Origin of the sequence: Leptothoe sp. PORK10 BA2 (assembly GCF_034932105.1) — a bacterium.
In the GTDB taxonomy this organism is placed as follows: domain Bacteria; phylum Cyanobacteriota; class Cyanobacteriia; order Phormidesmidales; family Phormidesmidaceae; genus Leptothoe.
Genome location: NZ_JAYGIG010000114.1, coordinates 12,699 through 25,992 on the forward strand (window position 1 = coordinate 12,699; position 13,294 = coordinate 25,992).

Below are 13,294 nucleotides of genomic sequence, written 5' to 3' on the forward strand. Positions count from 1 at the left end.
TAGTCTATGGGCTTCTTTCTAAAAGTAATATAAATCCATTTTTTTTTGTAATATTTTATTCTTTAGATTGGGTTGAAATATCTGTTTTATATGGATTCTATTAATAATGAGTCTTCTCTTGAAGCAGCTAATAGTTTGGTTCATCGAGTAGAATTCGATCAGGCTCCTTTGATCGTAAAACCCGAGGATTCCATTCATCAAGTTTTAGTTTGGATGTCCCAGGGAAAGGCTAGTCAGTCTGCAGGCAGTCCTACGGAAACGCCCCGTGCAACGAGCTATTGTCTGGTGATGTTAGATGGGCAATTGCTCGGTATTTTTACGGAGCGAGATGTTGTTGAAAATATTGCCCAGGGGACAAATTTAGATGCTTTTACGGTTGTTGATGTGATGACCCCTAATCCCATCACGATTTCTATCGCGGAGTTGAACCATCCCTTTGGGGTGGCCGCTCTGCTCAAACACAACCGGATTCGACATGTACCAGTGCTAGATACCCAGAATCAGCTCTTGGGGGTAGTGACCCAGGCCAGTTTGCACCAGTCACTGCAGGTGTCTGCTCTATTGCGGTTAAGGCGGGTGCATGAAGTTATGGTCACCACCGTCGTGACGGCTTCTCCTGGGGATTCTTTGTTGCAGATAACCCAGCTACTGGCTGAACGTCGGGTGAGCTGTGTCGTTATTCTTGAAGCCAATGATTCAGGCAATTACCAAACCCCGATGGGCATTATTACCGAGCGTGACATTGTGAAACTGCAGGTCCAAAATCTGGATTTATCGGATCTGGTGGCCGCAGCTGTGATGAGTACTCCCCTCGCATGCGTTTCTCCCCAAGATACTCTATGGATGATTCAGCAAACGATGCAAACCATGGGGTTGCGTCGCTTGGTTGTTGCCGAGCAAGGTATTTTATGTGGCCTAGTGACCCAAACCAGCCTCTTAGCGGCTCTGGATCCAATGGAAATGTACAACACCATTCAAGCCCTGCGGGAGGAGGTGGATCGGTTACGAGATCAGCGGCTGGAGTCGTTGGCAGCAGAGGCCTCCCAGCTAGAGCAACAGGTGAAAGCCAGTGAAGCTCAGTTTCGGGCTATTTTTGACCATACGTTTCAGTTTATTTGGCTTTTATCGGTAGATGGGACTCTCATCGAGGTCAACCAGACAGCGTTGAATTTTGGTGGATTAAATCGTGAGGATGTGGTGGGTCGTCCTTTTGGGCAGGCATCCTGGTGGAGTTTGTCAGCGGATACCCAACACCAGCTAGGTTTGAGCATTGAGCGGGCTGCCCAAGGGGAATTTATTCGCTATGAGGTGGATGTCTTGGGAGCTGACGACCAAGTCATTACCATTGACTTTTCTTTGCGGCCTGTGGTGGATGAGGTGGGGGAGGTGATTTTGATTATTCCGGAAGGGCGGGATATTAGCGATCGCAAACGTATAGAAACCGCACTCCAGGAAAGCCAAAATCACTACGCCAGCCTGGCCGTTGCCGTTCCTGTCGGAATCTTTCGCACCAATGCCCAAGGTGATTGTATCTATGTCAATCAGCGCTGGTGTGACATTGCGGGTATCCCATTGGAATTAGCCCTAGGAACAGGATGGATCAAGGCGATTCATGTTAATGATCGAGAGCGTATCGCTCAGGAATGGTATCAAGCTGCCCAAAAAAAACAGATATTTCAATCTGAGTATCGTTTTCAGACGCCGGTCGGCAATGTGACCTGGGTTTTTGGCCAAGCTGCTGCTGAGTACGATACCAGCGGTGATTTAAGTGGCTATGTCGGCAGCATTACCGATATCTCGAACCGTAAGCTGCTGGAAATAGCCCTAGAAACCGAGAAAGAAATTGCTCAAGTGACCCTGGACTCCATTGGCGATGCCGTAATTACGACCGATGCTAGAGGTCGGGTAAATTACCTAAATCCCGTAGCAGAGACCATGACAGGGTGGACAACCCAGACAGCCCACGGACGACCCCTGGTTCAAGTTTTCAATGTGATTAATGAAACGACACGAGAGCCCGCTCTGAATCCTGTCGATCGGGTTTTATCGAGCGGTTTAGTGACCGGTTTGGCCAATCATACTGTGTTAGTTCGTCGTGATGGCCAGGAGTTCAGTATTGAAGACTCAGCTGCGCCTATTTTGAACCGGCAAAAACGCTTAATTGGAGTCGTGATGGTTTTTCATGATGTGACCCAGTCTCGCTCCATGGCAAGGGAGCTGAGTTGGCAGGCCAGCCATGACTCCTTAACAGGATTGCATAACCGTCGCTATTTTGAAACTGAATTGGCGGTGATGGTGACAACAGCTGTGCAACAAAATCAGCACCATGTGCTTTGTTATCTCGATCTCGATCAGTTTAAGGTAGTCAATGACACCAGCGGCCATTTGGCCGGAGATGAGTTGTTGCGACAGTTGGCTCGTCTGCTAAAACGTCACATTCGAGCAGCCGATCGGGTTGCTCGGCTCGGGGGCGATGAGTTTGGTATTTTGCTCACTCAATGTCCCATGGATCAGGCGGTGAATATTGCTGAAGAACTGCGCCAAGCAATAGCAGACTATCCATTTATTTGGCAAGATCGAGTGTTTCGGGTGGGTGTCAGTATTGGGTTAGTTGCTCTGAACTCTGGTAGCAACGATGCTACAGCTGTCATGAGTGCCGCCGATGCTGCCTGTTATGCCGCGAAATATCGAGGTCGTAACCGGATTCAAATTTATCAAAAAGATAATGTGGAACTGAATCAACAGCGTCAAGAACGGCAATGGAGTTTGGTCATTCGTCAAGCGATTGAGAATAATCAATTCTGTCTCTATCGCCAGGCCATTGCCCAAACGATCGATCCTGACGGTACACCCACGGATTTCTACGAAGTGCTTGTGCGGATGCTGGATGCTGCTGCAGAGATTGTCTCTCCGGCTGCATTTATTCCAGCGGCTGAACGATATGGACTGATGCCTGAACTAGATCGCTGGATTATCCGGACATGTCTGCAGAACCTGGAGAATTGTCTTCAAGGTGGATCCAAAAACGTACTCTATAGTATTAATTTATCGGGCACGAGTCTGAACGACGATCAGTTTCTTGAGTTTGTTCAAACTCAGCTGATCCGTTTTAAGGTTCCCCCTCGCAACATTTGTTTCGAAATTACTGAAACAGCTGCAATTGCTGATTTTGAGAGTGCTACCTCATTTATTTCACAGCTCAAGGGTTTGGGCTGTCGTTTTGCGCTGGATGACTTTGGTAGTGGGATGTCTTCCTTTGCCTATCTAAAGGCGCTACCTGTAGACTTTCTCAAAATTGATGGTGCTTTTATTCAAACGATTCTGTCCGACTCCACCACCCAAGCCATTGTGGAGTCTATCCACCGCGTGGGGAATGTGATGGGGCTAAAAACCATTGCTGAGTCGGTGGAAAATGATTTGATTTTGGCCAAGATGCAAACCATCGGTGTGGATTTTGTCCAGGGCTATGGCATCAACCGTCCATCCTTCTGGTGCTAATGGTTCACTAAACCACGGCCCAGGTTCAACCGATCGGTTCTTCACCGGTAAAACGACTGTTCTGGACTTGGGCAAGGTTTATCGTTTAAAAAATTGATCCAGCTGCTGGGAGTATTCATCCAAGGTGCCCATGGCAAACTGTGCCAGCCTTGGAAGTTTCACACTTTCGGCTTTACAAATGTTGGGGGCTAGGGGTTTTTGCATGGCTTATGGGCAATTCCCACCATGGACAGCTGATGAACTGATATAGTTTCTAACCGAATGGGCAACCTTTGCCGGAAACTACATAGACACCCAAATAGACCCTCAAATAGACCTCCAATCGGTAATCGATTTTTAATAGGCGTCTTACTAGATGCCCATGGACTACGCCCCCAGATAGCGAGCGACCCATAGACAGATATCCGTTCGACCCTTAGTCTGTTGTCTATTCCTACTGTTGTCTATGGGTAACACCGTTAGACCAGTTGTTTCCTAACCGCTAACCCCAGGGATATGAAATCATTCCTCCGTAAAATTACCACATTGTCGGCTGTGGCTGCTGCCTTCGGTGCGACCATAACGATGCCTTCTGTGGCAGCGGCGGCCCAATTTGGGCAGCAGCCTATTGCCGACGAGCGCGTTGTCGCCTTGGCAGAGCCCGTGAGTGGTGGCCGATTTTACAAGCTGTTGATTATTGAGCAACTCAGCTCGGCTCGGCCTTGTTGGGAGGAGCGCCCTGGTACTCCTCCACTTATTAATCCGCTGCTGCTGACGTTTGATTTTACGGGCATCTGTGGCCGTAGTTCCGATAGTAATGGCTACTCCATTCGCATCGGTGGAGAAGATCTTGGATCGCGCTATCAGGTCCAGGTGGAAAAACAGGGGGATATTTTGGTGCTGGTGGCCTCCCCTAGTCCCTTGCAGCGAGGGCTGCCGAGGATAGAATTGGGGCGCTCCACCGGTGTGGCCAATGACTTTGTCAAACTCGAACTGGATGCGGGTTGGACGATGACCCGCAGGGTTTACAACGGTCAGACTCTGGGGCACATTTACCTGACCAATAATCAATCGTTGGATACCGTGATCGCGGCTGCCGGTTCCAGACCTGTCACTCCCTCTCCCAGTCCCACCCCGCAACCCACTCCCACTACTCCACTGCCCTCACCCCCTAGCGGGACACCTTTACCCCGTCCGGGGAATCCTGCTCCTGGTAACAATGCCAATGTTGACTACCAGGTGATTGTGCCCGGTGGGTCTGATGTTTTGCGATCGCAAGTCAACGCCGTTGAACCCGGTGCCTTCCGCACCACGGTCAATGGTCAGCAAGTGATTCAAGCCGGCCGCTTTCGGGAGCAGTCTCGGGCTAATGAACTTCGGCAACGATTGGTCCAGGCCGGTTTGTCTGCCCAGATTGTAGAACTGGCCCAGGTCAGTACGCCCCCCCGGCCTACTCCGACAACACCCTCAGGGGATGTGATTTACCAGGTGATTGTGCCCGGTGGGTCTGATGTTTTGCGATCGCGGGTCAATGCCGTCGAGTCCGGTGCCTTCCGCACCACCGTGGATGGTCAGACCGTGATTCAAGCGGGACGCTTCCAAGAGCAGTCTCGGGCCGATCAGTTGCAGCGCCGTCTGCTGGATGCTGGGCTAGATGCCCGCATCGTCCAAACCACAGCCACTACACCGCCCACCACCCCCTCCCCTAGTCCGCCCACCCCAGCGGCTCGCCAGGGGGAAGTGTTGATTATGATTGACCCTGGCCACGGGGGGCGCGATCCAGGGGCCGTGGGCAACGGTCTACAGGAAAAGGAAATTAACCTATTTATCTCCCGTCGAGTGCAGAGCACCCTAGAACAGCGGGGCTATCGGGTCGCCCTAACCCGCAACAGCGATGTCGAAGTCGATTTACAACCTCGGGTGGATGTGGCAGAACGGGCGAATGCTACCGTCTTTGTCAGTATCCATGCCAATGCCATTAGTCTGAGCCGTCCCGAGGTGAATGGTTTGGAGACTTATTATTACTCGTCAGGTCGTAGCCTGGCGCAGGCGATCCACAGCAGTGTGTTACGCAGTACCAACCTGCGAGATCGCGGTGTACGTCAGGCCCGTTTTTATGTCCTGCGCAATACCTCCATGCCTGCGGTATTGGTGGAAACCGGCTTTATCACCGGTAGTGAGGATTCGGCTCGTTTTCAGAGCAATGCGGCCCGGGAACAGATCGCCGATGCCATTGCCCAGGGGATTATTGATTATCTACGCTGATGCGGTTTCGCCATGGCAGGGGGCACAGTCCATCTGCCGGATGTCTGTATGAGGCCTAAAAGTCTATAGCCTGAAAGTCTACGGCCTAAAATGTAGGGTCATGGCCGTGGTCGACGCATTCTTGCTCAACCCAGACAGCTCCATTTTTTTCGCAGTTGTCCTGCTCTGTACGAAATGGCAAAACTGAGGGATGAATTTTCTGTTCCTTGGTTTGGAACGCAGCGGTAGCGTGGGCTGCTTGATAACCATAGCGCAGTTTCATTAACCCAGTCACACAGCTCATGCCCACCATGCTGACCATCACGCACAGGACGGGCACCAGCATGCTTGAGGATCGTCCTTGACCACTAATCTTTTGGGCGCGTCCTGCGGCTAAGGACAGATAGAACGGCCCCAGGGTTACCTTGAAAACAGAGGGTTTAGATTGTTGCTGCCGCTTGTCTCCCAATGCGTTTTGTAGGGCTGCGATCTGCTGTGGGGTAAAGCTTTGGCGATGCTCTGGAGGAATCCGCTTGAGAATTTTGACCGCTAAATCACAGGGCACTGTGGAGGAAAGCCGTGGGTATTGTTGGGATACGTGCATAAGAGTTACAAGCTCAGAAAACCTATGGTTTGGATCGGTATCAGTTACTGATGAATCATCTGTGCATATTTATACCTAATCCACCTACGTAGTCCCCTCGCTAAACCCACTGAAGTTCCTGTGAGGTTTATGTGAAACTCAAAACCTAATGAGCTGAACGGGTTGCGAACCATGGCGTAAATCCTGTTGGCGAGCGAGCCAGGCTTGTTGCACCCTAGGCAGGCGGCCGATCAGTGGTAATACCTGTTGGGCGATGGCCAATTTCCAAGGAGAGGAGCGAATCACCTTCAGGCCATTGGCTTCCCGGAGCTGTAATGTTTGCGATCGCACCACCTCCGGCATCCGTTCTTGCTGAATGCTGGCCAAGGCCCCATCAACTGCGGCTAGGTTCTTTTGCCAGGTGGGCGCTAAATGATTGGCCGCCACTGCGGCTAAGTTCTTTTGCCAGGCGGGCGCTAACTGCTTGGCTGCCACTGCGGCTAAGTTCTTTTGCCAGGCGGGCACCAAATGATTGGCCGCCACTATGGCATCCCGCAGGGCCAAATTAATCCCTTGGGCCCTTACGGGGGACATGGGGTGGGCCGCATCCCCCAGTAATAAAACCCCAGGGATCCACCAACGGGCACAGTTGCCCACCACCACGTTCAATCTCACCGGCTGACTGACCGATGCTCGCTGAGCCAACACATGTTGGGCCAGCCAATCGGGGGCTGGTTTGGCGGCCAGCTCTAACCAGTCCGCATCCCCTAGTTGGCCCAGGCCCCCCTTGGGCAAAATCAGGCCATATTGCAGCTGGCCATCCCATGAGGTGTAGCAGCTGGCCGGATGCTCCTGGGCCTTAGCCATTAAGTAAAACTGGCAGGTCTTTTGCAGCCGCTCCGGTGCGGGCAGTTTAAACCACAGCACGTCGTATTGATCTGGCTGTAGGTCAATGGTTAACCCTGCTTTCCTGCGCACTAGGGAGCCGCGACCATCGCAACCGATGACCAAATCAGCCCGCATGTCTGAGGGGCCACCGTCTGTTTTGACTTGGACCCCCACAACTCGATTCTTTTCCCACAGCAAATCTTGGACCTGGCAGTTCGTCCGAAACTCAAAGCAGTCATATTGCCTGGCTTCATCCACCAGACCTTGGAGTAGGGCTGGTTGGGAAACAATACTCAGGGAGGCATCCCCCAGGTCCGGTTCCGGCACCACAAAGACCGCTTGGCCACCCAAGTGAATATGCCAAGACTCCAGTCTGCGATGGGGAATTGTTTTCAGTAGATTGGCTAGCCCCATTTGACCGAGGGCATCCATCCCTGCGGGCATCAGACCTTCACCTCGAAATACCCGTTCGAAGCTGGCTTCTTGTTCCAGTAAGGTAACGGGAATGCCTCCACGGGCCAGTAAAAGGGCTAAGCTAGCCCCTGCTGGCCCAGCTCCAACAATAATGACGCCCATGGGGGTGCGATCCGTATGGTTTGAACAGGGTTTGAAAGGGTCTGAGGTGACTACACCGCAGCGGCTGAATTGGGTGTTGTGGTCAGCTGCGGGGATGCATCACTTGTCCTTTGGGCCGATGTTGTTGCCCTGACGGCGCGAAACATGCCAAACCGACAGAGACCTGTGCCAAAGGCCAACCGCATCAACAGCAGGGTGGGCACTTCCCGCAGGGACTTGAGTAAACCAGGTACCCCAAACCGGATCAACCCCTGGGGACGGACCACCCCCTGCCAAATTGAGTCTAACCAGGAGGGCAAAGTTTCTGGGGTCCAGTCTGCGGTGACCACCCGACCTTGCACGTAACCGGTAGCTTCTAGGTTTTCAGCAAACCCTTCAATGCTGGCAAAAGCAGGGTGGGACCACTGGTCTAACAGCTGCCGCATCACGGGCTTTTCCCAAATATTTAAGGGAACCTGGCGCTCATCCCGCTGATTCCAGTCCGCTAGGACTAGCAGCCCGCCTGGCTTCAGGACTCGCATCAGTTCTCGGGCAAATATGGCTTTATCGGGCATGTGGGGGCCTGCTTCCACCGACCAAACCACATCAAAGCTGGCATCTGGAAATGACAGGGCCATGGCATCGTCCACTTTAAACTGAGCGGTGATACCCGCCGGGGTCAATTGCTGGGCCCGCACCACCTGCTGGGGACTAATGGTCACCCCCGTCACATCAAATTGGTAATCCCTTGCCAAAATTCGGCTGCTACCGCCAATGCCACAGCCCACATCCAATAGGGTGGTGCCAGCAGCTAGCCGATCCAGCCCTCCCCACAGCACCATCTCATGGACAAAATCTGCCTTGGCTTTGAGGAAGTTTTTGGCCCTTGGTGGCGATCCATAGTGGCCCAGATGAATGTGCTCGCCCCAATAAAACTCTAAGATGCCGTCTTCAGTCCATTGATCATAGGAGTTGGCCACTGAATCTGAGGACTGATAACGTCGGGCAGTCAACAAATAGGCAGCAATCCCAAGCACTGACACGGCTAACAACAGCTTGAGCACAAACAATAGATTCATGGGAGACAGCGGAGATGGCAATAAACGATACATTCCTTTACATCTTAACGCTGTGCCGCCCAGCGAAGCTCGTCGCTGGTCTCCATGGCCTGCTTCTGCAGGGAGAAGATTACACGGTGTACGGTCCCGTCAAATCTTTACCACTGCTGATTTTCCCGTGTGTCCTTAACCGCTGCGATAAAAAATATGACGGTGATGGGAATACTCAACGCCAACACGATACTGGTGGGTAATACACCTAAGTCGGGCTCACCATAGGCCAGCTCAAACACGGAGCCAACACCGGCAATGGCGGCGATACAAGTACCGGCTAAAAACAAACCACTTTTAGGGGTCACAGTATTCTCCTGATAATGAAAAATGGGGCATCAGATTTAGATTGCGGTCGCCCATAAATTGTCTGTAGGGACGTTGCATACAACGCCCCTACAGACAATTAGGCAACCTTCTTAACATCATTAGCAGAAAATCCGCCTTTTTGAAGTTCCTGGGCTAGGGCAATGGCATTTTCTACCCGGTCCACAAACATGACGCCATTGAGATGATCCATTTCATGCTGGATCACCCGTGCCAATAGATCATCGGCGCTGATTTTTTGGGGACGACCATTTTCGTCTTTGAAGCTGACTTCGATGGCAGCTGGACGAATGACGTCCAGAAAGACATTGGGAATGCTCAAACAGCCTTCTTGTCCACAGGCCATTTGTTTGCTGTGGCGAATGATCTGGGGATTGATCATGACTAGGGGTTGGTTGGCCGCTTCTTCAGGGTCGGTGTCCACCACTAAGATTTGTTTGTGGACCCCAACTTGGGGGGCTGCTAACCCAATTCCATCTTCGCTGTACATGGTTTGCAGCATCTTGTGGGCCAGTTCGCGGATGCCATCATCCACTTTGGCCACTCGCTTAGTTGCCTTTCTGAGTACCCGATCGCCCAGATAGTGCAATTCGAGGGGGGGCTTTTTTAACTTTTCTTTACTGACTGAAATACCCACGGTTAAATTGATTAGGCTGATAAATCTAAACCTATCCTAGCAACTAGGGCTTCACCTCGTGCAGGTTGGGCTCAATGTCCGTCTATGGGTACGTGAAAGCCATGGGGATAGTGGTTTAATCAGGCTGCTTGTGTTTTCTGCTCTGGCCGGGAAATAAGATTTAAACCAGCATGGGTAAGTTTTTTACTAAAGCCAGTTATCTCTTGCGGGAAACCCTTTTGGGGTTACAGCGGGGTGGTTGGATGAACTGGGCAGCGGTGAGCACGATCATGGTGCTGCTGTTTCTATTTGGGATTAGTTTGCAAGCCACGTGGCAGGTGGAAGGTCTGCTCAATCAGTTTGGGAGTCAATTGGAGATTGCGGTTTACCTGGACAGTGGGGTGACGGCGGATAGCCTGAGGGATCGCATTAGCAGCCTACCTGAGGTGGCTGAGGTGACCACTGTGACGAAGGAAGAGGCTTGGGCGCAGCTGAGTCAAGAATTGGGTATTGCTGACATACCGGGGGCTACGGAGCAGCTGAAGGGCAATCCTCTGGTGGATGAAATTAAGGTCAAGGTGCGGACATCTGAGGCGGTGCCGACCGTGGCCACCCAGCTAGAGAATCTGCCTGGGGTGGATCAGGTGCTATACATTACGGAAGCTGTACAGCGGCTGACGGAGCTAAATGAAAGCCTGCAATATGTCAGTGTGGGGGTGTTAGGGATTTTGAGCCTGACTGCGATCGCAGTGATCACCACCACCATCCGACTGATTGTCATGGCCCGACGGCGGGAAATCGAGGTGATGCAACTGGTCGGGGCAACCTCCGTCTGGATCTACCTGCCGTTTATCCTGCAGGGTATTACCTTTGGCCTGTTGGGGGCCTTGATTGCCTGGGCGATGCTTGTTGGCACCCACCAATCGCTGCAACGTCTGTCGGCCCAACAGCCAGAGTTTCTACAGTTTTTAGCGGTGGGTCTACAATTTACCCCTCGGCAGCTCATAGTATTACCCGCATCGCTCTTTGCCTTGGGGAGCTTGGTGGGGTTATTGGGGAGTTTGGCGGCGGTGCGTAAGTTTGCGGTGCGGGCCTAAAAATCCTATCTAAAAATCTTGAAAATAAAAAAACTCCTGACCCTCAGAAAGGGCCAGGAGTACATAAACGTTTCGAGTGAAAAGTGAAAGCTTATACTTGGTTGAGTCGCACCTAGTAGGCTAGACCCATACTACGGCTGGTTTCAGCACCTAGATAGACACGGATACTCAAAAAGTCGGTGGGGCAAGCCGTCTCACAGCGCTTGCAGCCAACACAGTCTTCAGTCCGAGGGGAAGAAGCAATCTGACCAGCTTTGCAGCCGTCCCAGGGCACCATTTCGAGCACATCTGTCGGGCATGCCCGAACACACTGAGTACAACCAATGCAGGTATCGTAAATCTTGACCTTATGAGACATCGAAGGAATGCTCCAATATTATTAAACGGTTTCAGCTAAATAGCGGCTTGGCTATGACCTTGAATGCAATAGGAAATTTTCTAAGTAAACATCCATAAGTACTGTGGATTACACCTTAAAAATACTATTTACATCAGCCAAAATTAGCCAAAAGAGTTCTCCAATCAAGATTCAGTCTATCAGTGCCGTTTTTAGCAAGCGGAGCAACGTGTAAAAAGTTTATGGATTGTAATAAACGGCCGCTCGACTGTAGGGCGCACGCTTTCCTATAAGATGAAAAAATGTCTAAATTCAGACAGACGTTTTGGCGTCTTGGGTTGATCCAGTCTGCGTTAAGGACGTGTTCTTTGCTGTCGCCGAAAAGGAAAATTGGAGATTATGAGTGACGCTATTTTGGCAAAGGTTCAAGGGATTGTCTCTGAACAGCTTGGTGTTGATGTATCTGAGGTTAAACCAGAAGCTAGTTTTGCCAATGATCTAGGGGCTGATTCTCTGGATACCGTTGAGCTGGTAATGGCCCTTGAGGAAGAGTTTGATATTGAAATTCCGGACGAGGCGGCTGAGGCCATCGGTACGGTTCAGGCTGCTGTTGACTTTATTGCTGAAAAGTCGCCCGCATGAGCGGCCCTGTTTGTTTGACTATCTGTTTTTTAATGCCTTGGGACCGTTCCCCTTGTGTCAATGACCATGACAAGTACTGAAAAAAAACGCGTTGTGATTACTGGGATGGGGGCCATTACCCCCATTGGCAATAATCTGGAAGCCTATTGGCAAGCCTTGCTGGCTGGCAAAAGCGGGATTGGACCCATCACACACTTTGATGCGTCGAATCACAAATGTCGCATTGCGGGGGAGGTCAAAGGGTTTGATCCGTCGGAGTATTTGGATGCTAAGGATGCTAAACGCACCGATCGATTTGCCCAATTTGCGATCGCAGCCAGTAAGCAGGCCCTAGCCGATGCTAATCTCACCATCACCGATCTCAACGCAGAGCAAGTGGGTGTCATGATCGGTACCGGGGTGGGTGGCCTCAAGGTCATGGAAGATCAGCAATCTATATATATGGAGAAAGGCCCCAGTCGTTGTAGCCCCTTCATGGTTCCCATGATGATTGCTAACATGGCTGCTGGTTTGACGGCCATTCACACCGGTGCCAAGGGACCTAATTCCTGTCCGGTCACCGCCTGTGCTGCGGGTTCCAATGCCATTGGAGATGCCTTTCGGCTTGTGCAAAATGGCTATGCCCAGGCCATGATCTGTGGTGGTGCCGAAGCGGCCATCACACCGTTGTCGTTTGCTGGATTTGCCTCAGCTAGAGCCCTTTCCACCCGTAATGACGACCCTGACCATGCCAGTCGTCCCTTTGATAAGGATCGCGATGGCTTTGTCATGGGGGAAGGCGCTGGCATTCTGGTGTTAGAAGAACTTGACCACGCCCTAAGCCGGGGAGCGCGGATTTATGGTGAGATGGTGGGCTATGGCATGACCTGCGATGCTTACCACATGACCTCACCTGTGCCCGGCGGGTCCGGAGCCGCTCGCTCCATGGAATTGGCCCTTAAGGATGCGGGGGTGACACCCGCCGAGGTGAGCTATGTCAATGCCCATGGCACCAGTACCCCCGCCAATGATCCGACCGAAACTGCCGCCATTAAAACAGCGTTGGGTGACTACGCTAAGACCGTGGCCGTCAGTTCGACTAAGTCCATGACGGGCCATCTTTTGGGAGGATCTGGTGGCATTGAAGGGGTGGCAGCCTGTATGGCCGTTGCGCAGGATCATGTGCCCCCGACGATTAATTTGCAAGTACCCGATGCTGACTGCGATCTAGACTACGTGCCCAATCAAAGCCGTGCCACCACGGTGGATGTGGCCATGTCCAACTCCTTTGGCTTTGGGGGCCACAACGTTACGCTAGTTTTTCGCAAGTATCGTAGCTAGCGCTACAGCTTGGTAGGTATAATAACCTAACGGAAACATTAAATAATATGAAAGGTTTGCCTTTACTTGGGGCGGCCGGACGTTTATTGCCTGTTCACA

At 51.7% G+C, this 13,294-nt stretch carries 12 protein-coding genes; 5 read left to right on the plus strand and 7 right to left on the minus strand.

What is annotated here, in order from left to right; all coding sequences use genetic code 11:
* Positions 1-213 precede the first annotated feature (213 nt).
* On the plus strand, positions 214-3,498 hold the full coding sequence (locus VB741_RS14875; RefSeq protein WP_323365964.1) for an EAL domain-containing protein: 3,285 nt from the start codon (positions 214-216) through the stop codon (positions 3,496-3,498).
* A 78-nt stretch (positions 3,499-3,576) separates the two neighbouring features.
* Here the strand turns inward: VB741_RS14875 and VB741_RS14880 are convergent, their stop codons facing one another.
* A complete protein-coding gene (locus VB741_RS14880) occupies positions 3,577-3,702 on the minus strand; it encodes a hypothetical protein (RefSeq protein WP_323365965.1) in 126 nt (41 codons plus the stop codon).
* Between the two features lie 291 nt (positions 3,703-3,993).
* Here VB741_RS14880 and VB741_RS14885 point away from each other — a divergent pair, with 291 nt between their 5' ends.
* On the plus strand, positions 3,994-5,742 hold the full coding sequence (locus VB741_RS14885; RefSeq protein ID WP_323365966.1) for a DUF3747 domain-containing protein: 1,749 nt from the start codon (positions 3,994-3,996) through the stop codon (positions 5,740-5,742).
* A gap of 85 nt (positions 5,743-5,827) precedes the next feature.
* Here the strand turns inward: VB741_RS14885 and VB741_RS14890 are convergent, their stop codons facing one another.
* The 5 genes from VB741_RS14890 to def all read right to left on the minus strand — a co-directional run bounded on the left by VB741_RS14890 (position 5,828) and on the right by def (position 9,820).
* Positions 5,828-6,325 carry a hypothetical protein gene (locus VB741_RS14890; RefSeq protein ID WP_323365967.1) on the minus strand — a complete coding sequence of 166 codons (498 nt, stop codon included), beginning with the start codon at positions 6,323-6,325 and terminating at the stop codon, positions 5,828-5,830.
* 138 nt (positions 6,326-6,463) lie between these two features.
* A complete protein-coding gene (locus VB741_RS14895) occupies positions 6,464-7,768 on the minus strand; it encodes an FAD-dependent monooxygenase (RefSeq protein ID WP_323365968.1) in 1,305 nt (434 codons plus the stop codon).
* Between the two features lie 50 nt (positions 7,769-7,818).
* The gene (locus VB741_RS14900) at positions 7,819-8,826 is read right to left on the minus strand and encodes a methyltransferase domain-containing protein (RefSeq protein ID WP_323365969.1); all 1,008 of its coding nucleotides are present in this window, start codon (positions 8,824-8,826) and stop codon (positions 7,819-7,821) included.
* Positions 8,827-8,963: 137 nt separating this feature from the next.
* The gene (locus tag VB741_RS14905; protein ID WP_323365970.1) at positions 8,964-9,164 is read right to left on the minus strand and encodes a hypothetical protein; all 201 of its coding nucleotides are present in this window, start codon (positions 9,162-9,164) and stop codon (positions 8,964-8,966) included.
* Positions 9,165-9,262: 98 nt separating this feature from the next.
* On the minus strand, positions 9,263-9,820 hold the full coding sequence (gene def / locus VB741_RS14910; RefSeq protein ID WP_323365971.1) for a peptide deformylase: 558 nt from the start codon (positions 9,818-9,820) through the stop codon (positions 9,263-9,265).
* A 170-nt stretch (positions 9,821-9,990) separates the two neighbouring features.
* On the opposite strand from def, the gene VB741_RS14915 reads away from it, so the two are divergent.
* Positions 9,991-10,896: a cell division protein FtsX gene (locus VB741_RS14915; RefSeq protein WP_323365972.1), complete on the plus strand. Its 906-nt coding sequence runs from the start codon at positions 9,991-9,993 to the stop codon at positions 10,894-10,896.
* A gap of 112 nt (positions 10,897-11,008) precedes the next feature.
* Here the strand turns inward: VB741_RS14915 and psaC are convergent, their stop codons facing one another.
* Complete coding sequence (gene psaC / locus VB741_RS14920; protein ID WP_323365973.1) at positions 11,009-11,254, minus strand: photosystem I iron-sulfur center protein PsaC; 246 nt, start codon at positions 11,252-11,254, stop codon at positions 11,009-11,011.
* Positions 11,255-11,632: 378 nt separating this feature from the next.
* Between psaC and acpP the strand changes: the two genes are divergently transcribed.
* On the plus strand, positions 11,633-11,875 hold the full coding sequence (gene acpP / locus VB741_RS14925) for an acyl carrier protein (RefSeq protein ID WP_323365974.1): 243 nt from the start codon (positions 11,633-11,635) through the stop codon (positions 11,873-11,875).
* Positions 11,876-11,941: 66 nt separating this feature from the next.
* Complete coding sequence (fabF, locus tag VB741_RS14930; RefSeq protein ID WP_323365975.1) at positions 11,942-13,195, plus strand: beta-ketoacyl-ACP synthase II; 1,254 nt, start codon at positions 11,942-11,944, stop codon at positions 13,193-13,195.
* Positions 13,196-13,294 lie beyond the last annotated feature (99 nt).